Annotated in this window: 23 protein-coding genes; 14 read left to right on the top strand and 9 right to left on the bottom strand. The window is 71.2% G+C overall.

Going from position 1 to position 20,988, the window contains the following annotated elements; all coding sequences use genetic code 11:
• Positions 1 to 16: 16 nt before the first annotated feature.
• The gene (locus tag ACQEU8_RS21655; protein WP_433103550.1) at positions 17 to 316 is read right to left on the bottom strand and encodes a hypothetical protein; all 300 of its coding nucleotides are present in this window, start codon (positions 314 to 316) and stop codon (positions 17 to 19) included.
• Between the two features lie 275 nt (positions 317 to 591).
• On the opposite strand from ACQEU8_RS21655, the gene ACQEU8_RS21650 reads away from it, so the two are divergent.
• Positions 592 to 1,578 carry a DUF5996 family protein gene (locus tag ACQEU8_RS21650; RefSeq protein WP_433108625.1) on the top strand — a complete coding sequence of 329 codons (987 nt, stop codon included), beginning with the start codon at positions 592 to 594 and terminating at the stop codon, positions 1,576 to 1,578.
• A 96-nt stretch (positions 1,579 to 1,674) separates the two neighbouring features.
• On the opposite strand, the gene ACQEU8_RS21645 is transcribed toward ACQEU8_RS21650, so the two are convergent.
• Positions 1,675 to 1,926, bottom strand: coding sequence for a hypothetical protein (locus ACQEU8_RS21645; RefSeq protein ID WP_433103548.1), 252 nt, complete (start codon positions 1,924 to 1,926; stop codon positions 1,675 to 1,677).
• A 273-nt stretch (positions 1,927 to 2,199) separates the two neighbouring features.
• On the opposite strand from ACQEU8_RS21645, the gene ACQEU8_RS21640 reads away from it, so the two are divergent.
• The gene (locus ACQEU8_RS21640; protein ID WP_433103546.1) at positions 2,200 to 2,673 is read left to right on the top strand and encodes an HIT family protein; all 474 of its coding nucleotides are present in this window, start codon (positions 2,200 to 2,202) and stop codon (positions 2,671 to 2,673) included.
• Positions 2,674 to 2,715: 42 nt separating this feature from the next.
• On the opposite strand, the gene ACQEU8_RS21635 is transcribed toward ACQEU8_RS21640, so the two are convergent.
• On the bottom strand, positions 2,716 to 3,231 hold the full coding sequence (locus ACQEU8_RS21635) for a DinB family protein (RefSeq protein ID WP_433103544.1): 516 nt from the start codon (positions 3,229 to 3,231) through the stop codon (positions 2,716 to 2,718).
• An 83-nt stretch (positions 3,232 to 3,314) separates the two neighbouring features.
• On the opposite strand from ACQEU8_RS21635, the gene ACQEU8_RS21630 reads away from it, so the two are divergent.
• A complete protein-coding gene (locus ACQEU8_RS21630) occupies positions 3,315 to 3,650 on the top strand; it encodes a YnfA family protein (RefSeq protein WP_433108623.1) in 336 nt (111 codons plus the stop codon).
• A gap of 44 nt (positions 3,651 to 3,694) precedes the next feature.
• Here ACQEU8_RS21630 and ACQEU8_RS21625 read toward each other — a convergent pair whose 3' ends face one another.
• Positions 3,695 to 4,006, bottom strand: coding sequence for a hypothetical protein (locus ACQEU8_RS21625; RefSeq protein ID WP_433103542.1), 312 nt, complete (start codon positions 4,004 to 4,006; stop codon positions 3,695 to 3,697).
• 241 nt (positions 4,007 to 4,247) lie between these two features.
• On the opposite strand from ACQEU8_RS21625, the gene ACQEU8_RS21620 reads away from it, so the two are divergent.
• Positions 4,248 to 5,330: a helix-turn-helix domain-containing protein gene (locus ACQEU8_RS21620; RefSeq protein ID WP_433103540.1), complete on the top strand. Its 1,083-nt coding sequence runs from the start codon at positions 4,248 to 4,250 to the stop codon at positions 5,328 to 5,330.
• Between the two features lie 427 nt (positions 5,331 to 5,757).
• Positions 5,758 to 6,213 carry a GNAT family N-acetyltransferase gene (locus ACQEU8_RS21615; RefSeq protein WP_433108621.1) on the top strand — a complete coding sequence of 152 codons (456 nt, stop codon included), beginning with the start codon at positions 5,758 to 5,760 and terminating at the stop codon, positions 6,211 to 6,213.
• Between the two features lie 60 nt (positions 6,214 to 6,273).
• On the opposite strand, the gene ACQEU8_RS21610 is transcribed toward ACQEU8_RS21615, so the two are convergent.
• Entirely contained in the window at positions 6,274 to 6,468 is a 195-nt protein-coding gene (locus tag ACQEU8_RS21610; RefSeq protein ID WP_433103538.1) for a DUF1059 domain-containing protein, read from the bottom strand.
• A gap of 78 nt (positions 6,469 to 6,546) precedes the next feature.
• Complete coding sequence (locus tag ACQEU8_RS21605; RefSeq protein WP_433103536.1) at positions 6,547 to 7,266, bottom strand: spermidine synthase; 720 nt, start codon at positions 7,264 to 7,266, stop codon at positions 6,547 to 6,549.
• Positions 7,267 to 7,375: 109 nt separating this feature from the next.
• Here ACQEU8_RS21605 and ACQEU8_RS21600 point away from each other — a divergent pair, with 109 nt between their 5' ends.
• Complete coding sequence (locus ACQEU8_RS21600; RefSeq protein WP_433103534.1) at positions 7,376 to 8,188, top strand: SGNH/GDSL hydrolase family protein; 813 nt, start codon at positions 7,376 to 7,378, stop codon at positions 8,186 to 8,188.
• 31 nt (positions 8,189 to 8,219) lie between these two features.
• On the opposite strand, the gene ACQEU8_RS21595 is transcribed toward ACQEU8_RS21600, so the two are convergent.
• Complete coding sequence (locus ACQEU8_RS21595; protein WP_433103532.1) at positions 8,220 to 8,960, bottom strand: ArsR/SmtB family transcription factor; 741 nt, start codon at positions 8,958 to 8,960, stop codon at positions 8,220 to 8,222.
• A 66-nt stretch (positions 8,961 to 9,026) separates the two neighbouring features.
• Here ACQEU8_RS21595 and ACQEU8_RS21590 point away from each other — a divergent pair, with 66 nt between their 5' ends.
• Complete coding sequence (locus ACQEU8_RS21590) at positions 9,027 to 9,686, top strand: flavin reductase family protein (RefSeq protein WP_433103530.1); 660 nt, start codon at positions 9,027 to 9,029, stop codon at positions 9,684 to 9,686.
• Here the strand turns inward: ACQEU8_RS21590 and ACQEU8_RS21585 are convergent.
• A complete protein-coding gene (locus tag ACQEU8_RS21585) occupies positions 9,665 to 11,155 on the bottom strand; it encodes a GMC family oxidoreductase (protein ID WP_433103528.1) in 1,491 nt (496 codons plus the stop codon). The genes ACQEU8_RS21590 and ACQEU8_RS21585 overlap by 22 nt on opposite strands.
• A 195-nt stretch (positions 11,156 to 11,350) precedes the next feature.
• On the opposite strand from ACQEU8_RS21585, the gene ACQEU8_RS21580 reads away from it, so the two are divergent.
• The 3 genes from ACQEU8_RS21580 to ACQEU8_RS21570 all read left to right on the top strand — a co-directional run bounded on the left by ACQEU8_RS21580 (position 11,351) and on the right by ACQEU8_RS21570 (position 14,802).
• Positions 11,351 to 12,268 (top strand): NADP-dependent oxidoreductase, encoded by a 918-nt coding sequence (locus tag ACQEU8_RS21580; RefSeq protein ID WP_433108619.1) that lies wholly within the window; start codon positions 11,351 to 11,353, stop codon positions 12,266 to 12,268.
• 218 nt (positions 12,269 to 12,486) lie between these two features.
• Positions 12,487 to 13,665, top strand: coding sequence for a cation diffusion facilitator family transporter (locus ACQEU8_RS21575; protein ID WP_433103526.1), 1,179 nt, complete (start codon positions 12,487 to 12,489; stop codon positions 13,663 to 13,665).
• A gap of 102 nt (positions 13,666 to 13,767) precedes the next feature.
• Positions 13,768 to 14,802 carry a YncE family protein gene (locus ACQEU8_RS21570; RefSeq protein ID WP_433103524.1) on the top strand — a complete coding sequence of 345 codons (1,035 nt, stop codon included), beginning with the start codon at positions 13,768 to 13,770 and terminating at the stop codon, positions 14,800 to 14,802.
• A 40-nt stretch (positions 14,803 to 14,842) separates the two neighbouring features.
• Here ACQEU8_RS21570 and ACQEU8_RS21565 read toward each other — a convergent pair whose 3' ends face one another.
• Entirely contained in the window at positions 14,843 to 15,265 is a 423-nt protein-coding gene (locus ACQEU8_RS21565; protein ID WP_433103522.1) for a DUF4259 domain-containing protein, read from the bottom strand.
• Between the two features lie 142 nt (positions 15,266 to 15,407).
• On the opposite strand from ACQEU8_RS21565, the gene rpmF reads away from it, so the two are divergent.
• The 4 genes from rpmF (at position 15,408) to ACQEU8_RS21545 (ending at position 20,658) form a co-directional block, all read left to right on the top strand.
• Entirely contained in the window at positions 15,408 to 15,578 is a 171-nt protein-coding gene (gene rpmF, locus ACQEU8_RS21560; protein WP_433103520.1) for a 50S ribosomal protein L32, read from the top strand.
• Between the two features lie 6 nt (positions 15,579 to 15,584).
• The gene (locus ACQEU8_RS21555) at positions 15,585 to 16,772 is read left to right on the top strand and encodes a GTP-binding protein (protein ID WP_433103518.1); all 1,188 of its coding nucleotides are present in this window, start codon (positions 15,585 to 15,587) and stop codon (positions 16,770 to 16,772) included.
• A 203-nt stretch (positions 16,773 to 16,975) separates the two neighbouring features.
• Positions 16,976 to 19,225: a HelD family protein gene (locus tag ACQEU8_RS21550; RefSeq protein ID WP_433103516.1), complete on the top strand. Its 2,250-nt coding sequence runs from the start codon at positions 16,976 to 16,978 to the stop codon at positions 19,223 to 19,225.
• Between the two features lie 362 nt (positions 19,226 to 19,587).
• Positions 19,588 to 20,658: a glycoside hydrolase family 43 protein gene (locus ACQEU8_RS21545; protein ID WP_433103514.1), complete on the top strand. Its 1,071-nt coding sequence runs from the start codon at positions 19,588 to 19,590 to the stop codon at positions 20,656 to 20,658.
• Positions 20,659 to 20,988 lie beyond the last annotated feature (330 nt).

Below are 20,988 nucleotides of genomic sequence, written 5' to 3'. Positions count from 1 at the left end.
ACCGGTCCCTGAGGGGTCAGAATCCGCCGCCGCCACCTCCGCCGCCGCAGGAGGCGCCACCTCCGCCGCCACCCCCGCAGGAGGCCCCGCCTTCACCGCCGCTGCCGGAGCCTTCGCCGCCGCTGCCGGAGCTCTCGCTGTCCGTGTCACTCGGGTTCATGTGCTCACCGGCTGACCACGCGTGTGCGGTGTTCCCGCCGCCCGAGCCCCCGCGCGCGGCGTTCCGCGGGTTGAGGCTGGGCGGACTGGCGGTCCACCGGTAGATGAGAGTGAGGACCAGAATCAACAGCACCACAAAAACGATCCACGCGACCATGCGTGCCCCCGCTCGCTTGTCTGCGCCCCCTGTTTGACGAGGAGTATGGCCCCGGCACGCCCACTCCACAACGTATGCCGCATGACCGGAATGTGCGGCAAGGCGGATGGAAGGCGGAGTTTCCGCCGCACTGATCCACACTCGCACGCTGCGCGCCCAAGGGGTTGCGGACCGTCGCCCGGGTCCGGGGGTCCCGGGCTCCCGAGTTGTCGGCCCGGCGGACCGGACCCACCATCGGGGGAGGGGCGGCGAAGGAGGTGGCGGTGGTAGAGCTGATGACGGCGCCTGCCCGCAGCGCGTGGCCGAAGCTCCGGGTGGCGGACTGGACCGCGACCCGCGACACCCTCCATATGTGGACGCAGATCATCGGCAAGATCCGGCTGGCCCACGCTCCGCTGGTCAACCACTGGTGGCAGGTGACGTTCTACGTCACTCCGCGCGGGCTCACGACGTCGACCATCCCGTACGGCACCGGCGCCTTCGACATCGAGTTCGACTTCATCGACCACCAGCTCCGCATCCGCACCACCGAGGGCACCGCACGCGGGGTGATCCTGGAGCCCAAACCCGTCGCGCAGTTCTACGACGAGGCGGTGCGCGCCCTGCACGAACTGGGCGTCGAGACCCCGATCCAGCCCTGGCCCAACGAGGTGGAGCAGGCGATCCCCTTCCCGCAGGACACCGTCCACGCCTCGTACGACCCGCACGCCGCCCATCTGTTCTGGCGGCAGCTCCTCCAAGCCGACCGGGTGCTGGGACAGTTCCGGGCCCGCTTCGTCGGCAAGGTCAGCCCGGTGCACTTCTTCTGGGGCGCCATGGATCTGGCCTGCACCCGATTCTCGGGCCGTCCGGCCCCGACCCACCCGGGCGGGGCGCCGCACTGCGGGGACTGGGTGATGGTGGAGGGCTACTCCCGGGAGCTGAGCAGCTGCGGCTTCTGGCCCGGCGGCGGCGAGGAGGGCGCCTTCTACGCCTACGCCTATCCCGAGCCGGACGGCTTCCGGGAGCACCCGGTGCTGCCCTCCAGCGCCTTCTACAGCGCGCAGCACGGGCAGTTCCTGCTGCCGTACGAGGCAGTACGCACTGCCGACGATCCGGACCGGACACTGGCCGAGTTCCTCCAGACCACGTACGAGGCCGCAGCCGAGCACGGTGGCTGGAACCGCGCCGAGTTGGAGGACGACCCGCACCGCTGGGACGGCCCCCACGGGGTGGCGTCCGCCGGTCGACCGTACGACCAGGGCTTGTCCGGCGGATCTTGACCGGGCCGTCTTCGTTGTTCCGATGAGGAGGTGCCCCTGCCTGGCGCTTGCGGAATGCGGGCTCATTGTGGCTTGTCGCGCAGTTCCCCGCGCCCCTTACGGGGCGCATCCGCCGCCCCGCGCATGCTGTTCGTCGTACGCGTCGGTGGGTTCGGGCATGGTGAGGACCTTCGCCAATGGCAGGCCCGTGCGGTCGGCCACTTCGAGGCACTCGCGTACCTCGCGCATGGTGCGCGGCCGGTGGCCTGGGCCGTCGTTGCAGCATGCGCAGGTGGCGTGGAAGCGCAGCCCCGCGTCGAGTACGGCGGCGAGCGCGCGCCAGCCGTCGCGGTCCCGTCGCGGAGGCACCGCCAACTGGGCACCGGCATCCGTCAGAGGCCGCCCGCACTCCGGGCACGGGGCGGGTGAGCCGTTGCGCTTGTAGGACGTCCGGCAGTCAACGCACACGTGATGGGACTGCCGCGTCGCCGGATTTCCGTACGCCATCCCCCGAAGGTACGTCCCACGCCCGCACCCCCGACAGCACATTTCCTCCCGGCCGCCACACCGCACGCCGCACGCCGCCCGGCTCGTCCGGGAGTTCGGCCGTCGGCCCGTCGGTGCCGGGTACAGTCGCCGACCATGACCGACGACTGGCGGAAGGACCGGATCGGCAGCGCGCTCCGGGGCGAGAACCCGGCGGTGCTCCGGAGACTGGAAGCAGGGTTCGCGGTGCTGGGGGATGTGCAGTTCCTCCCCGGATACTCGGTGCTCCTGGTGGACGACCCGGCGGTGCAGCGGCTGTCCGGGCTTCCGAGGCGGAAACGGTTGGCGTTCCTGTCCGACATGGACAGGCTGGGCGAAGCCGTCGAACACGCCTGCCAGCGGCTGGATCCGGACTTCCTGCGGGTCAACCTGGAGATCCTGGGGAACACCGACCCGTTTCTGCACGCACATGTGTGGCCGAGGTTCGCATGGGAGCCGGAGGACGTCGTGAGCCGGCCGGTGTGGCTGTATCCGCGGGACAGGTGGGCCGACGAGCGGTTCGCGCTCGGCCCGCGGCACAACGCCGTGCGTGCGGCGATCGGGGAGGAGCTGGACCGGCTGGCGCCCTGATCTCGCCGAGCCGCCGACGGCGAGGAGGCGGAGGCCCGTCGGTCAGGCGCCGGTGCTGCCGTCGATCCGTTCGCGGAGGAAGTCGGCGTGGCCGTTGTGGCGGGCGTACTCGGTGGCCATGTGGGAGTAGATCCACCGGAGGCTGACCCGACCGCCCATGAAGGGGGCGGTGTCGTCCAGTTGCCGGGCGGCACAGTTGGCGCGGGCGCGCGCGATCTCGTCCTGCCAGGTGGCGTGGGCGGTTTCGAACGAGATGTCGTCGAGGAGGCCGAACCCGTCGTCGCGGCCGTCCGGGTTGCTGGGCCGGGGCGGGTAGATGGCCGGTACGTCCTCCTCCATCAGCACCCGGCGGAACCAGTTGCGTTCCACCTCGGCCATGTGCTGGACCAGGCCGAGCAGCGTCAGCGGGGAGGGCGGAACGGAGGTGCTGCGCAGCTGCTCTTCGCTGAGCCCCGCGCACTTCGTCGCCAGAGTCGCCCGGTAGAAGTCCAGCCAGCCCTCCAGGGTCGTACGCTCATCGGCGTCGAGGGGTGGCATCGGTCGTTCAGTGCTGGCCATGGGCGAAGATCCTGTCACAGGGGACGAAACGCCTCCCCATGGGGCGCCCCCGCCCTGCCGACTCCTACCGGAAAGACCCCGCTGTGCTCGTCGCTCGCTCCATCGCCCTGTTCGCCGTCGCCGCGCTGTTCGAGATCGGAGGGGCCTGGCTGGTCTGGCAGGGCCTCCGGGAACACCGGGGCCGGCTCTGGGCGGGCGCGGGCGTCGTCGCGCTCGGTCTGTACGGAGTGGTGGCCACCTGGCAGAGCGACGACAACTTCGGACGCATCCTCGCCGCGTACGGAGGGATCTTCGTCGCCGGGTCGATCGCGTGGGGCATGGTCGCCGACGGCTACCGCCCCGACCGCTTCGATGTCATCGGCGCGCTGATCTGCCTCGCCGGGATGGCCGTCATCATGTACGCACCCCGCGGGGACTGAACTTCCGTGCGGGGCCGGGGCGGGGGCCGACGCCGGCCAACGGCTCAGCTGGCCAGCGGTGTGTCGTCGTCGGCGTCCTCTTCCGGTTCGGCCGGCTGCGTCGGGTCGCCGCCGTGGAACTCCGGGTCGATCGCGTTCGCCGCTCCCAGAGCTGTGAGGATCCAGGCGTCTTCCCGAGTGCGGAGGCGCGCTGCCTCGCGGTGCGCCAGCGCCGCTTCCAGTTCGTCCAGCGCGATGTCGAGCCGGGCACTGTCCTTTCCGGCCGCTGCGTCGCGGACGCGCTGCCGTGCTTCCATCACGCCCGCGTTCGCGTCCTCGTACAGGGCGTCGAGCTCGGATTGTTTCGGGTCAGCCATGCGTCCAGCGTACGCGTCGTGAATCTTGACAGGCGCACGGCCACGGTCGAGCGCGCTCCCGCCGTCGTACTTCGCCCAATTGCACGGACGGCGCCTGGCCGGGCGGGGGTTACGGGCGGACTTCCTCGTACCGAAAATCATCAGAACGCGAGGGGCCTGCCGACCGTGGACCTGCCGTGTCCTGCGGCAGGAGCACCGCGCGCCAGTAGTCAGGCGGGCACCGGTCTGATAGGGGTACCGCATGGATTCCCAGGAGAAGACCGGGTTACCGCGTGCTCAGGACGTCTCCGAGTTCCTGGAGTGTCTGCGACAGCTCAAGGAGGCGTCGGGTCTTACCTTGCGGCAGCTGGAGGAGCGTGCTGCCGCGGCCGGTGACTACCTCCCACGCAGCACTCTCTCTTCCATGCTCAGCGGCAGGAGGCCCCCCCGGCCCGAGCTGCTTGCCGCCTTCGTCCGGGCCTGCGGACACGAGCGGAACCTGGCGGAGTGGGTCCGCACACGGGATGCCCTCGCCCAGGGCGAGGGCGGCGACGCCGAGGGCTCCACCGGCGGAGCCGCCCCCGCCGACGCCGCCGGCTCGTCCGGCTCCGCGGCCTTGGACGGGGCCGCCGCCACGAGCGCCCCGGCAGGCACCGCCGGCCCACCCGCAACGGCCGCCGCGGCTCCCCGCATCCGACGGCTGCCGCGGCACTTCCTGCGGCCCCGTCTGCTGGTCCCGCTCTCGGTCGCCGTACTGCTGGCGGCCACGGCCGGAGTGCTCGGCACCCGCGGTGACGGATCCGGTGGCGACAAGCCGCGATCCCGCTCCGCAGCTGTCACCGACGCCGCGAAGGACTCCTCCGCCGACAGAGGTGCGGCGAGCGGGGACAGCGACGTGCCCCGCGGTCCGGTGCGGTTGCGCCCGCTCTCCGCCCCGCGGCTGTGTGTGACCGACGGCCACGTCCGCGACAGGCGCTACGGTTCGCAGGTCGCCGTGCAGCGCCCCTGCGGGCAGACTGCGCCGCAGACGACCGAGCTGCCCCTGGAGCCGGGCGCCAACCGTCACCGGATCCAGTGGCACCACCCCGAGTTCGGCACCGGCTGTCTCAAGGTCCTCGGTTCGGGGCCCGGCAAGGATCTCCTGGAGCCCTGGGACGCGTGCGACCGCGCCGACCTCTTCCGCCTCGTACCCGTACGGGGCAAGGACGCGTATGTCCTGCGGACCGAGGGGGACCGCTGTGTCGGCATCGCACGGCCCGTCTCCGCCGAGGGCTCGGAGGCCGTTGCCCAGCGCTGCACCTCGGACCGCCACCAGATGTTCCGTATCGAGTCCGCTCGGGGCTGACCGGCTGCCGGCCGCGCGGTGGGTGGCCGCCCGGCCGCGTGGCGCCATCGGTGACCGGTGACCGACGACTGGCCGTCCCTCACCCCCCGTGGTTGAGGGACGGCCAGGTGCCCGGCAGGTGCCGGGCCGGAGGAGGTGCCGCATGGCCCAGATCCTTCGCCGCGGCTCCGGCCGACGGAAGAGGAATGCGCTGTCCCGGACGGCCGCCCCCCTGTCCCCGCAGCTCAGCGGCGTCTTCGCGGTGTTGTCCCGGACAGGGGAAGGGACATCGGCTGCGCTGAGGAAGAAGAGGCGGTACCAAAAGGACTGGCTCGGCCCGGTCTGATCAACTTAGCCTCGGCGGCGAGCACCCAGCTCGTGAGCACAGTGCGGATGTGACGCGGCATCGGTAGCCCGCCACACCCGGAGGTGAGGGAAGTTGAGCAAGCTGACGATCGGCGTAGACGATCTTTCCGGCGCGGAGATAGCCGAGTTCCTGGAGGAGCACGTCCAGCAGATGCGCTCCCTCACCCCGTTGGAGAGTAAGCACGCGCTCGATCTCGACGGTCTGCGGAAGCCGGACGTCACATTCTGGTCGGCATCGGAGGACGGCACCCTGGTCGCGTGCGGCGCCATCAAGATGCTGGACCCGTCCCACGCGGAACTGAAATCGATGCGCACCAGGCCGACACGGCAGCGCAGCGGAGTGGCGTCCATGCTGTTGCGACACATCATCGCCGAGGCCGAAGACATGGGGTTCACCCGGCTGAGCCTGGAGACCGGGTCCGCCGAGTTCTTCCTGCCGGCGCGCAAGCTGTACGAGAAGTTCGGCTTCCGGTACTGCGAACCGTTCGCCGACTACCGGCCGGATCCGAACAGCGCCTTCATGACCAGGACGCTCTGAAGAGAGCTCCGGTGGGGTGCCGGCCCGGGTGACCGGGCCGCCTCCCAGGAGCGCGGACGATCAGGCAGTCTGCGGCGTCTTCTCGTCCTTCAGCATCTTGCGCAGTTCCTCACGCAGTTCCGGCGAGTCGGTGTGCCCGTGGACGGAAGCCGCGTGCTCGGCGGCGGCCCGGACCACCTCGTCCTCTTCACCGGCAATGGTGAGCGTGCAGTTCGACTCGCTCGGGTAGTCCCGGCAGTCCGCTACCTTGCGCATCAAGGGCACCTTCTTCCCCTCTGGCTTGCAGGTCCCCCTCCTTTTCAGGGTCGCGCTGCAGGCCCGACCAGGCAAACGTCACACCGGAGTGCGGCCCACGTAGACGGTGTTGGCCGAGGTGCCGCTGTGCAGGGGGTTGTCGAAGGTGACGGTGTGCGCTCGGACTCCCGGGAAGACCTCGCCGAGCGTGGAGAGAAAACCCTCCTCCGGAGGATCGTCGGACCACAGGGCGAAGACGCCGCCCGGGTGCAGATGCCGAGCCAGACGGCGCAGGCCCGCGGGCTCGTAGAGGGCGGCGTTGCTCGGCCGCAGCACGTGCTGCGGTGAGTGGTCGATGTCCAGCAGGATCGCGTGGAAGCGCCGCCGCGGCGTCTCCGGGTCGAAGCCCTCGGCGTCCTCGGCGAAGGCGAAGAAGTCCCCGTGCACCAGCCGGCACCTGGCATCCCCGACCAAGCGGGCACCCACCGGCACCAGCTCCCGCTCGTGCCACTCGATCACTTCGCCGAGTGCCTCGACCACGAGGAGCGAGCGCACCCGCGGGTCCCGCAGCGCGGCTTCGGCGGTGTAGCCGAGGCCGAGCCCGCCTACGACGACGTCCAGTTCACCCTCCGGCGCCGCGGCCAGCCCGAGCCGGGCGAGCGCGACTTCTCCCTCCGTGAAGAGGCTGGTCATCAGGAAGTCGTCGTCGAGCTTGACCTCGTACACATCTGCCCCGGTGGAAGGGTCCCGGCGGCGCCGCAGGCTGATGGCTCCCAGCTCCGTCGGTCGCCAGTCGAGCTCCTCGAATCGTGCGCTCACCCGGCAAACCTACCTTGATCACGGCCGAACGCCGCGCAGCGCCGTCGTCCCTGGACCACTGTGCGACCGATGGACCCCGCTTTCGACCGTGTCGGACCTTCCTGATGAAATGCGTATCGTGACAGGCGCGACAGGTAAGTGGTCATCGGATACGGCACCCCCTATCGCCTCGTACGCAGCGATAGGGGACAGCTTCACCGAAGGGGTCGGGGACCCGGGACCCGACGGAGTCTTCGTCGGTTGGGCCGACCGGCTCGCCCTGCTCCTGGCGGAACAGGTCCCGGACGGCTTCCGCTACGCCAACCTGGCAGTACGCGGACGCCTGTTGGACCAGATCATCATCGAGCAGGCCCCCCGCGCCAAGGAACTCGCCCCCGATCTGGTGACGTTCTGCGCCGGAGGCAATGACATCCTGCGGGGCTCCGACCCGGACGCCCTCGCCGAACGTTACGAAGCGGCGCTGCGCGAACTCCTCACCACCGTCGGCATCGTGGTGGTGTGCACGGGCTTCGACACCCGCAACTTCCCGCTGCTGCGCCACCTTCGGGGCCGGATCGCCACGTACAACAGTCATCTGCGCGCGGTCGCCGACCGGCACGGCTGCCCCGTGCTCGATCTGTGGTCGCTGCGGGCGGTCCAGGACCGCAGGGCGTGGGACGAGGACCGCCTCCATCTGTCTCCCGAGGGGCACCGGCGCGTCGCCCTGCGGTGTGCCGAAGTGCTGGGCATCGAGCCGCCCGCCAGCCCGGACGAGCCCTGGCCCGGCACGCCGGGGCCCGCCGCCTCGCGCCGGGACGATCTGTACTGGGCCCGTCAGTATCTGCTGCCGTGGATCGGCCGCCGGCTGCGCGGGGAGTCCTCCGGCGACAACATCCGGGCCAAACGCCCCGACCTGCTTCCGCTGCACACCCCTGAGCCGTGACGCGCTGCCGGACGGCTCACCTCCGGACGGCTCACTTCTGCGCCAAGAGCTCGGCCTTCGGCGCCAAAAGCTCGGCCGGCAGGCCGAGATGGTCGTGCAGGGCGCGTCCGCCGGCGGGTGTGACGGTCACGGCGCGGGTGGTGCCGATACGGGTGATCCATCCCTCGGTGAACGCGTGGCCGCACAGGGCGGCGCCGACGGCGCCTGCCAGATGGGGGCGACGCTCGGTCCAGTCCAGGCACGACCGCACCGACGGGCGGCGCGTGCCGGTCGGCACGGTGATGCCGAGTCCGCCGAGCCAGGCGTCGCCCTCGCCGGTGAGCCGGAGCCCGTTGCCCCACTCCAGCAGCCCGCGTTCGGTCAGCGCGTCGGTGATCGCGACTCCGACGGTTCCCGCGAGGTGGTCGTAACAGGTGCGGGCGTGCGTGAGGGCCTGCCGACGGCCCGCCGCCGACAGCGAGCGGGGCGGCGTGCGGCGGTCGGGGGCCAGCGCGGCGAGGCTCTCGATCAGCTCGGCGACGTGCGGATCGGCCAGCCGCACATAGCGGTGCCGCCCCTGCCGCTCCTCGATCAGCAGGTTGCCCGCGACGAGCGCGTTCAGATGCTCGGTCGCGGTGGAGGCGGCCACGCCCGCATGGCGGGCCAGTTCGGTCGCCGTCCACGCCCGGCCGTCGAGCAGGGCCAGACAGAAGCCCGCACGCGTGGCGTCGGCCAGCAGCTTGGCGACGGAGGCCAGGTCGGGGCCTGCTGCATCACGGTGCGGTGAGCTCATACGCCCGATTATCGCCCGGAACGCTTCGGCGGCTGCCGAAGCGTCCGATTTCTAGGCTCCCGGTCCATGAGCACCGCACCGATCGACACCGTGTCCACCCACGCAGCTGCCTCCCACACCGCGATCGAGCCGAGCATTCTGTACTTCGGGACCCCGGTCGTTCTCCTCTCGACGGAGAACCAGGACGGCTCGTTCAACCTCGCGCCCATGTCCTCCGCGTGGGCGCTCGGGTGGACCGTCGTCCTCGGTCTGGGCCGCGAGGGACAGACCGCGCAGAACCTGGGCGACCGGCCCGACCTCGTGATCAATCTGCCGGCCCCCGCGCTGTGGCCTGCGGTGGAGCGGCTGGCGCCGCTGACCGGCCGCAACCCCGTACCGGCAGGCAAGGCGGCAGGTTGCCGCTACGAGCCGGACAAGTTCACCGCCGCCGGGCTGCACGCCGAGCCCTCGCACACGGTGCGGCCGCCTCGCGTCACCGAGTGCCCCCTCCAGTTCGAGGCGCGCGCCGAGCGGGTGCGGCCGGACCTGTCCGGGGAGTTCGTCGTCATCGAGGCCGTCGTACGGAAGGTCCACGCCGACCCCCGGATCGTCGTTCCGGGCACCGACCACGTCGACCCCGCCGCCTGGAGCCCGCTCCTCTACAACTTCCGCCACTACTTCGCACTCGGCCCGGAACTAGGGCACTCCTACCGCACCCGGACCCCTCACAGCACCCCGGACAGCTGAGCAGCGCACAGCTCCGCGAGGGCCATGGTGGTCAGGTTGGTGTTGGCGCCGGGGAGGGTCGGCATCACCGAGGCGTCGATCACATACAGGCACTCGGTGCCATGGACGGCCCCCGAGGCGGAGACCACGGCCTCGGGGTCGGCCGCACGTCCCGCCCGGCAGGTTCCCGCCGCGTGCTGGTACCCGGCGACGAGACGGCGGCAGGCGTCCGCCACGGCGTCGTCGCCATGGGTGTCCCGGCCGGGGACGCGTTCGCCGCCCAGCAGATCGGCGAGCGGCGGGGTGTCCATCAGGTGCCGCGCGATCCGTACGCCCGCCGTCATCTGACGCAGATCGGCCTCCTCGCGCAGCAGCGCCGGGTCGATGTGCGGCGGATCGTCCGGATGGGACGAGCGCAGCCACAGCCGCCCTCGTGAGCGTGGACGGAGTACGGCGACGAACACATTGAGCGTCGCGCCGCCGTCCTCCGCCGGGTGCGGCCCTTCGGGGAAGATGTGGTGGTCGGGGAGGACGAGGAAGGTCTGGAGCACCGGATCGTTCGCCCGCACGGGCACGCCCGTGACGGCGTACTCCAGGGTCACCGTCGGATGGTCCTGGAGGTTGCCGCCGACACCGGGCAGGTCCACCAGCGGTTCGATGCCCGTCTGCCGCAGATGCGCGGCCGGACCGATGCCCGAGCGCATCAGCAGCAGCGGGCTGCCGTAGGCGCCGGCGGCCAGCACCACCCGCTCGGCGTGCACAGCCGTGCCCGCGCTGTCGGCGAGCCGCACCCCGATCGCGCGGTTGCCGCGCAGCAGCACCCGGTCGACCGTGACACCACCCCGCACCGTCAGATTGGAGCGGCCACGGGCAGCGGCGAGATAGGTCAGCGCGGTGCTCTGCCGTACGCCACGGCGCCGGTTGACCGGCACCGGACCCGCGCCCAGCCCGTCCGGCGCGTTGTGGTCCGGCGTGCGACGCCGGCCGTCGTAGGCGCAGGACTCCAGGAAGGCCCGCTGCACCGGGGTCAGCGCCTGCTCCGCGTACCGGCCGACGGGCACCGGGCCGTGCGCGCCGTGCCAGGGGTGCCTGCCGAAATCCAGGTCGGTCTCCACACGGCGGAGGTAGGGCAGCAGCAGTGGATACGACCACTCGGGTACGCCCTGTCGTGCCCAGAAGTCGTAGTCGGCCGGAGCGCCGCGCAGCGCGATCGCCGAGTTGATCGCCGACGACCCGCCCACGAGCTTGCCGCGCGGCAGCTCCACGCTGTGGCCGAGAGGGTCGGGTTCGCTCCGGTACCCCCAGTCGTGCGTGTGCGTCGAGGCGGGGCTCAGTGCGACGTCGTACGGCTGGTCCGCGGCCCGGGTGCCGTAGTCGGGGCCCGCCTCCAGCAGCAGCACCGAACGTCCCGGGTCCTCGCTCAGCCGGTTCGCCAGTACGCCGCCCGCCGAGCCGGCTCCGACGATGATCACGTCCCAGAGCTCGGCCATCCGCCTCCTTCCCGCACGACCCTTCCGCCCTTCCCCGCACGGCGCTTCCGGCCGGGGGAACGGCGTTACGTATCACCGCAGTGGGTTAGGGGTGGAGTACGGGACGCATGCGTACTCCTGTGACCCGCACTGTTGCCCGAGATCGACCGAAAGGGAGCGACGACCATGGCCGACGGCAACTCCACCGGCGCCACGATGCAGGCGATGACCTACGACCGGTTCGGCGGCACGGAGGTGCTGTCCGCGACACGGCAGCCGCTGCCGAAGGTGGGGCCCGGGGAGGTGCTCGTCCGGGTGCGGTGCGCGGCGGTCAACCCCGTCGACTGGAAGATCATGTCGGGCGGGCTGCGGGACCTGATGGACACGGTCTTTCCCGTCGTGCCCGGCTGGGACGTCGCGGGGGTCGTCGAGCGGGTCGGCATCGACGCACCCGAGTTCTCCGTCGGGGACGAGGTGATGGCCTACGCCCGCAAGGACTATGTGCACGGCGGGACGTTCGCCGAGTTCGTCAGCGTGCCGGTCCGCTGCCTGGCCCGCCGGCCGTCCTCGCTGTCCTGGGAGCAGGCGGCGGGACTGCCGCTGGCCGGTCTGACGGCGTACCAGACACTCACCCGGCTCGGCACCCGCGAGGGCGAGACGGTGCTGATCCACAACGCGGCCGGCGGAGTCGGCTCACTCGGCGTGCAGATCGCCCGCGCCCTCGGCGCCCGCGTCATCGGCACCGCCTCGACGGCCAACCACGACCGGCTGCGCGAACTCGGAGCCGAACCAGTCGCCTACGGTGCGGGGCTCGCCGACCGGGTGCGCGACATCGCGCCGAAGGGCGCCGACGTGGTGGCCGACTTCGTCGGGGGCGTCCTCGACGCCACATTGGCCGTCCTGGCCGAGGGCGGCCGGCACGCCTCGATCGCGGACAACACGGTGACGGAGTCGGGCGGCCAGTGGATGTGGGTGCGTCCCAGCAGCAGCGACCTGACCGCACTGGCCGACCTGGCCGACACGGGCAAGCTGACGGTGCGGGTGGCGGAGACGTTTCCGCTCACGCGGCTGGGCGACGCGTTCCGGATGAGTCAGGAGGGTCATGTGCACGGGAAGATTGTCGTGACTCCCTGACGCCGGTGTGGCGCGCTGCGGGGGCGTTCAGCTGCTCCGGTGAGGGGGTGCCCCTGCCTGTCGCTTGCGGGCTGCGGGTGGGATGTGGTTGCTCGCGCAGTTCCCCGCGCCCCTGACGGGGCGCGCGTGCGTGGAGCTAATTGCGAAGGCATCGCAGCTGGTCAGAGCATGTAAGACAGCTGTAGCCGCAATGCGGTTTCTGTGTCACCGTGACCGTCATGGAGGGGAGAGAGCACCACCACAGCCACGCCCACGGCGGCCACAGTGCCGGGCACCGGCACGGCGCGCACGCCTCCCGGTTGTCCCGGCTGCGCCACCAACTGGCCCACCTGGTCAAGCCGCACAGCCATGAGGCGGCGGACAAGGTGGACGCGGCGATGGAGACCTCCCGGCAAGGGATGCGCACGCTGTGGATCTCGCTGGCCGTCCTCGGTGCGACCACGGTCGTGCAGGCGGTGATCGTCGCCTTGTCCGGGTCGGTGGCGTTGCTCGGCGACACGGTCCACAATGCCGCCGACGCGCTGACCGCGGTGCCGCTGGGCATCGCCTTCGTACTGGGGCGTCGGGCGGCCAACCGCCGCTACACCTACGGCTACGGCCGGGCCGAGGACCTGGCCGGCATCCTCATCGTCACCACGATCGCCGCGTCGGCGGCCCTGGCGGCGTGGGCGGCGATCGACCGGCTGCTCGACCCCCGGGACATCACGCACCTGTGGGCGGTCGCCGGCGCGGCGCTGGCCGGGTTCGTGGGCAACGAATGGGTGGCCCGCTACCGCATCCGGACCGGCCGGCGGATCGGATCGGCTGCCCTGGTCGCGGACGGACTGCACGCCCGCACCGACGGCTTCACCTCGCTGGCCGTGCTGCTGGGCGCGGGCGGCTCGGCGCTGGGCTGGCGGTTCGCGGACCCGGTCATCGGCCTGCTGATCACGGCCGCGATCCTGTTCGTCCTACGGGACGCCGCCCGGGAGGTCTACCGGCGGCTGATGGACTCCGTCGATCCGGCGCTGGTCGCCACCGCCGAGACGACACTGCGCGCCGTACCGGGTGTCCGGGGCGTGGGGCAGGTGCGGATGCGGTGGATCGGCCATGCGTTGCGGGCGGAGGCCGACATCGTGGTCGACGCTCACCTGACGGTCGTGGCGGCGCACAGGCTGGCCGTCGAGGCGGAGCATGCCCTCATCCACGCGGTGCCTCGGCTGACTGCCGCGACCGTGCACACCGATCACACCCCTCTCGGCGCCGATCCGCATGCGGCCCTCGCTCACCATGCCGGCGCCCACAGCCCGGCCGGTGAGGGGGTGCCCCTGTCCGACGCTCGCGGTCTGCGGGCGCGTGGTGGCTTGTGGGGGCACCTCCCGGCCGGAGGCTGGGGGAGCAGTTCCCCGCGCCCCTGACGGGGCGCCCCCATCCAGCGAACGCCGGGTTGCGCATGACGCAATGACGTGTTGCGAAGTTTGCACTGGATTGCGCAGCCGCGTTGCCGCAGAGTGCTGATCATGTCCAACAACGACTTCTTGGCCGTCGCGAGCCAGAGCGGGCCCACTGTGTCCTTCTTCTCCGCCGGCACATACGAGGAACTGGGCACGGTCGAGGTGCCCAGCGAGCCCCACGAGCTGTGCTTCGACCCGGCCCGCCGACTGCTGTACTGCGCGATCACCTACCGTTCCGGCTACTACCACCACAACTCGGGACGGGCCCACGAGATCGCCGTCATCGACCCGGACGAACGGCGGGTGATCGATGTCATCGACCTCACCCCCGAGCACGCACCGCACGGTCTCGTCCTGGACCGGGACCGCGATGTGCTCTACACCAGTGTCGAAGCCACCGACTCCGCTCCCGGAGCGGTGCTCGCCATCGACCCCGGCTCCCGCGAGGTGCTGCGCCGCACCCCGGTGGCGGCGCCCGGGCCGCACTGGTTCGCGGTGACACCGGACGGACGTCACGCGTACGCGGCCAACAAGGAAGCGCCGTACGTCTCCGTCGTGGAACTGGACACCGGACAGCTGCTGGACCGCGTTCCGGTGCCGGGCAGCGAGGGGATCGACATCTCGCCCGATGGCCGGTATGTGTTCGTGGCGACCCCGAAGGGCGATTTCTCCGCCCCGGCACCGGACGACGCGGGCATCGTGGTGATCGACACGGCACAGGCGCGGATCGTCCGCACGCTACCGACGCAGGGCGTCAACTTCCCCGTCCACACCACGAGTCAGGGCCTGGTGCTCACCGGCGAACTGCGTATGGCACCGCCGGCTGACGGCGCGGGAGGGCTCGGGACCCAGACCGACGGCGTGCTCAACGTGTACTCACGGGCGGACGCCGACGCGGAGTTGCTCGGCCAGGTCGCAGTGGGGAAGTTCCCACTGACCGTCACCTCGTCTCCCGACGGCTCGGTGGCCTACGTCGCCAATGTCGTGTCCTCGACGGTCACGGTGGTGGATCTGGCCGCCCTGCGCCCGCTCACCACGCTGTCGGTCCCGCGTCGGGGAGAGCCGGGCGCACACGGGCTGGCGTATATCCCGGCGGCCTGAGCGCATCCTTCCGGTCGTGAGCCCGGCCGGGCAGGCGGTGTCAGAGGTGCTGATCCGCTGTCGCCTGGGGCAGCAGTATGGTCCGCAACCCGTCGATGCTCGCCCGCCAGGGTGTGCTGTCCGAGGCGTCGTCCCAGAGCTCCGGGAGTTCGGACGGCTCCGACACGACCCGGTCGAGCGCCTGGACGGCCAGCGAGCGCAGCCCGGTGAGGTCCGGGAGAGGTTCTTCCGGTCCGTCGAAGCGGTCGACGGAGGGGCCGCCGTGGCACTGTGCCGCTATCAGCGCTGCCGCCGCGACGGCCTCCTCGGCCTCGTCGGCCTCAAGGTAGTCGCGGGTCCCGGCCACACGCGCGAGGGTGTCGCGGACGATGCCCTCGCGCGCGTCCGCGCTCGCCTCGTCGAGGGCGGCGCAGAAGTCCCCCGCAGCGTCGTTGTCGAACGGACCGACGTCCCAAGTACCCATCCAGCCCTCCTGATCGTGCTGACAACTCCCGCATCGTCGCATCCGCCACTGACAGCGGCTCCTGCGACGGCTCGGCATGAATTGCTCATGAAACTCATTTCCATTAACCTGCCGGGGTCGTCACCACATCAGGAGGTTTCTCGTGGCCGTGCCCAAGCGGAAGATGTCGCGCAGCAATACCCGGCATCGCCGGTCGCAGTGGAAGGCCAACACGCAGCAGCTGGTCCCCGTCACGGTCGACGGGAAGGTCCACCGGGTGCCTCAGCGGCTGGTCAAGGCCTATGAGCGTGGCCTGCTGCGGCCGGAGGACTGAGCACCTGTGCCGTACGACCGGCTGCCCGTGACCGTGCTCTCCGGATTTCTCGGCGCGGGAAAGACCACCTTGCTCAACCACGTCCTGGGCAACCGGCAGGGCCTCCGGGTGGCGGTGATCGTCAACGACATGAGCGAGGTCAACATCGATGCCGCGCTCGTCCGCGGCGGTGAGGCCGCCCTCTCCCGGACCGAGGAACGCCTGGTCGAGATGACCAACGGCTGTATCTGCTGCACCCTGCGCGACGATCTCCTCGAGGAGGTCGACCGGCTCGCGCGTGAGGGCCGTTTCGACTATCTGCTGATCGAGTCGAGCGGTATCTCGGAGCCCATGCCGGTGGCCGCCACGTTCGCCTTCCCGCGCGACGACGGCGCCACCCTCGGCGATCTCGCCCGGCTCGACACCATGGTCACCGTCGTCGACGCGGCGAACTTCCTCCCCGAACTCGCGGGCGGCGACGGGCTGGTGGAGCGGGGGCTCGATCAGTACGAGGGTGACGAGCGGACCGTCAGCGACCTGTTGACGGACCAGGTCGAGTTCGCCGACGTCATCGTCCTCAACAAGCTCGATCTGGTCGACGCCGCGGCAGCCGAGCGGTTGCGGGCGGCGCTCGCCCGGCTCAACCCGGTGGCCCGGATCGTGTCAGCGCAGCACGGGCGGGTGGATCCGCGCGATGTTCTCGGCACGGGTCTGTTCGACCTCGAACGCGCCTCGCAGGCCCCCGGCTGGGTGCGGGAACTCAATGGCGACCATGTACCGGAGACCGAGGAATACGGAATCTCCAGCATGGTTTTCCGCTCCTCCCGGCCTTTCCACGCCGGGCGGCTGTGGACGTTCGTCACCGAGGGACTCGACAGCGGTGAATTCGGCCAAGTGCTGCGTTCCAAGGGATTCTTCTGGCTGGCCGACCGCCCGCACGTCAGCGGACTGTGGTCGCAGGCGGGCTCGGTGGCCCGGTTCGAGCCGGCCGGTGTCCGGGAGGAGGGGGATGCCGAGCGGGGGCAGGAGCTGGTGTTCATCGGCTCCGGGCTGCGCCCCGAGGCGTTGCGGGCGGCGCTGAGTGCCTGCCTACTCGCCGAGGGCGAGAGCGTCCCGGCCGATGATCCCTTTCCGGCATGGGACACGTACGGCATCGACGACGCCTGTGCCCATGAGGACCACGTGCGGGACAGCCGTGCGGAGGCGCTCGCCTGAGACCCGTCTCCCTGAGCCCTGACATAAACCTGTCTCCCTGAGCCCTGACATAAAGGATCCCCGGTGCCGCATTGCGGGCCGGGGATTTCCTTGGCTATGCTCGGTATTTCTGTGTCGACACAGAAAAAGCCCTTCAAAGAAGGGCTGCTGAGAAGGAATGTAGCGGGCAGGGAGCCGTTTTGTCAAACCGGGGAAGCGCTGAGTTGCAACACGAGCAGAAATACGTCGACCACCTCTATGCGCGGGTCGACGCACTGCGTGGGCAGACCGCGTCGGCCGTGGAGGAGGCGCAGCGGCCGGACGGCAACACTCGGCAGGCGCGCATCGAGCGTGACGTGCGCGTCGCGGAGCGCTCGGGGCTGCTGGCCGCGCTGAACGCCGTGGACGGATCGCTGTGCTTCGGCCGTATCGACCGTGTCGACGGCGCCTCGTACCACATCGGTCGTATCGGCATTCGCGAGGACGACGCCGAGCGCACGCCGATCCTCATCGACTGGCGGGCTCCGGTGGCCCGCCCGTTCTACCTCGCCACCGGGCACACCCCCATGGGCCTGCGCCGGCGGCGGCACATCACCACCAACGGCCGTACGGTCACCGAACTGCACGACGAACTGCTCGACCTGGGTGACGCGGAGCGCACCGGGCACGAGGACCCCACCGGTGACACCGTCCTCCTCGCTTCCCTCGACGCGGCCCGCACCGGCCGGATGAGCGACATCGTGCGCACCATCCAGGCCGAGCAGGACCGCATCATCCGCGCCCCGCATCCCGGCGTCCTGGTCGTGGAGGGCGGTCCGGGCACCGGCAAGACCGCTGTCGCGCTGCACCGGGCCGCGTTCCTGCTCTACGAGCACCGCGAGTTGCTCGCCAAGCGGGCCGTGCTGATCGTCGGCCCGAACCCGGCGTTCCTCTCCTACATCGGCGAAGTGCTGCCCTCACTCGGTGAGACCGGCGTGCTGCTGGCCACGCTCGGCGAGCTGTTCCCCGGCATCGAGGCACGCGGCACCGACAGCCCCCGCGCCGCAGCGGTGAAGGGCCGCGCCGAGATCGCCGAGGCGCTGCGGCTGGCCGTACGCGACCGGCAGCAGGTGCCCGAGCCGGGCGAGCCGATCGTCGTGCCGCACGACGACGGGGATCTCGTACTCGACTGGCACCTCGTGGACGAGGCGCGCGAGGCCGCCCGCGCCACCCGGCTCCAGCACAACCTCGCCCGCCCGCACTTCGCCTTCCGCGTCATCGACGCGCTCACCGCGCAGCTGGTCGAACGGATCGGCACCGACCCCTACGGCGGCCCCAATCTGCTGGGCCCGGACGACGTCGCGCAGCTCGGCAAGGCCGTCGCCGCCAACCCGGAGGTGCACGCGGCGATCGCGCAGCTGTGGCCCGAGCTGACGCCCGAGGAGTTCGTCGCCGACTATCTGGCCGAACCCACCTACCTGTCCGAGGAGGACGCCGCCGCGATCCGCCGCCCGGTCACCTCACCCGCCGACTGGACCCCGGCGGACGTGCCGCTGCTCGACGAGGCCGCCGAACTGCTGGGCGAGGACGACAGCGCACAGCGGGCGGCGGCCGAGGCCGAACGCCAGGAGCGCATCGAGTACGCACAGGGTGTGCTGGAAGTCGCCCGCGGTTCGGAGTCGTTCGAGTTCGAGGACGCCGAGTCCGAGATTCTCGCCGCGCACGACATCATCGACGCCGAGCGGATGGCCGAGCGTCACGAGGAGGCCGACCACCGTACGGCGGCCGAACGTGCCGCCGCGGACCGCACTTGGGCGTTCGGGCACATCATCGTCGACGAGGCGCAGGAGCTGTCCCCGATGGCGTGGCGGTTGCTCATGCGGCGCTGCCCGTCCCGTTCCATGACGCTGGTCGGCGACCCGGTGCAGACCGGTGAAGAGGCGGGGGTCGGCTCCTGGGAGGACGTCCTCGCGCCGTATGTGGAGGACCGCTGGGAGCACAACCGGCTCGGCGTCAACTACCGCACCCCCGCCGAGATCATGGGGCTCGCCGCGGCAGTCGTCCGCGACCGGCATCCCGGCTTCGAGCCGCCTTCCTCGGTCCGCTCCACGGGCACCCGCCCCTGGGCCCGGCAGGCATCCGGCGACCTGGCGGCCGTGGTTGCCGAGGCGGCGCGGGAGCAGATCCCCGAGGAGGGGCGGCTCGCCGTCATCGCACCTCGCCGCCTGCACGAGGCGCTGGCCGCCCAGTTGCCCGGCGTGGTCGCGGGCGCCGAACCGGACCTCACCCAGCACCTCGTGCTGCTCGCCCCGCGCCAGGCCAAGGGCCTCGAATTCGACCGCGTCCTGGTCGTCGAGCCCGCCGAGTTCGGCACGAGCGACCTCTACGTCGCCCTGACCCGCGCCACGCAGACCCTCGGCATCCTGCACGAGGCGGCCCTGCCGGGCGCACTGGCCCGGGCGATGGAGGCGCACAGCGCGGAGTCTTCCGCCTGAGAGGGCTGCCGTACGCCGCTTACGTACGGCGGGTGCACCGCGCCCGGCGGTGTGCGGATTCCGCGGTGCGGCTCTCGGCGACCCGGGGCTGTTCCGCGGGCGAGCGTGACCGGCCGGCGCTTCCCGGAGGGGGAGGTGCGGCTGACGCCGGACGGGGAGGGGTGCACGTCATGCTGCCGAGCGCACCGGCGGCCCGGCTGGTGCGGGTGCGTACGGCCGTCGAGGGGGGCAACTCCCCGGGCCGAAACTGCGGGCACCGCAGGCACCGAAAATTTTCGGGTTCGTCGCACGCCGCTGACCTCGCCCCGGGCGGACCGTAATGTCCCGACCGACCCGCGACCCCCTTCGGAGGAGTGACCTACGTGAAGAGCCGCAGAACCGTACTGAAGGGAGCGGTCGGTACGGCCGCCGGGATCGGGCTCGCCGCGCTCGGCACCACCGGAGCGGCCCGCGCGGCGGGCGCCCCGTCCGGCGCCGCCGCCCCCGGCTACGCCAACCCCCTCGTACGGCAGCGCGCCGACCCCCTCATCATGCGGCACACCGACGGCTCCTACTACTTCACCGCGACCGTGCCCGAGTACGACCGCATCGTGCTGAGCCGCTCCCGCACCATCAACGGGCTCGCGAAGGCGCAGGAGAAGGTGCTCTGGCGAGCGCACGACAGCGGTGAGATGGCCAACCACATCTGGGCGCCGGAGCTGCACTTCATCGACGGCGCCTGGTACATCTACTTCGCCGCCGGAAGCTCCCAGGACCAGTGGGCGATCCGCCCGTACGTACTGGAGAACACCTCCGCCGACCCGTTCCGGGGCACCTGGACCGAGAAGGGCCGCATCGAGACCCAGTGGGACAGCTTCTCCCTGGACGCCACCACCTTCGTGCACCGCGGCACCCGCTATCTCGCCTGGGCCCAGCACGACCCCTCCCAGAACAACAACACCGACGTGTACCTCGCCGCGATGGACAGCCCCTGGAGCATCACGGGCCCGCAAGTGCGGCTCTCGCGGCCCGAGCTGGCGTGGGAGACCATCGGCTTCGCCGTCAACGAGGGGCCGTTCGTGCTCCAGCGCAACGGGCGGGTCTTCATGACCTACTCCGCCAGCGCAACCGACGCCAACTACTGCATGGGGCTGCTCACCGCGCGGGACGACGCCGACCTGCTCGACCCCGCCTCCTGGACGAAGAGCCCCGAGCCGGTCTTCACCAGCAACGACACGACGAGCCAGTACGGGCCGGGGCACAACTGCTTCACCGTCGCCGAGGACGGGAAGACCGACCTGCTCGTCTACCACGCGCGGCAGTACAAGGAGATCGAGGGCGACCCGCTGAACGACCCCAACCGGCACACCCGCGTCCAGCCCCTGCGCTGGAACTCCGACGGCACACCGGACTTCGGGATCCCCGTCGCCGACTCCCGGCGACGCGGGCTGTGACGGGGCTGCCTCCAGATCGTCGTACGAGCACGGCCAGGTCGACGGCGAAGCCCCCGCGGGGACCAGATGTCCCCGCCCGGTGGCGTACGGGCCGTGCCCACGCAGCTCCGGCACCAGGACGCGGCGGCCCTCCGCGGCCCAGCAGAGCGCGGGGTGCCCGCTCGGGTGCGTCGCCGCCGCAGCCGTGGACGAGCAGCAGCGCGGGGCCCGACCCGGCCCGAACAGATCGACGTGCACCGCTCACGCCCGCGCGGTCAGCCTGTACAGCGGCGAGTTGGCCGGCACCGCGTTGGCATCGGCGGCCGAGGAGAAAGCCGGCCCCCGCTCCCA

Origin of the sequence: Streptomyces sp. CA-250714 (assembly GCF_050936705.1) — a bacterium.
Taxonomy (GTDB): Bacteria; Actinomycetota; Actinomycetes; order Streptomycetales; family Streptomycetaceae; genus Streptomyces.
The sequence above is the reverse complement of the archived record's forward strand: the minus strand, read 5'-3'. Positions and strand labels throughout refer to the sequence as shown.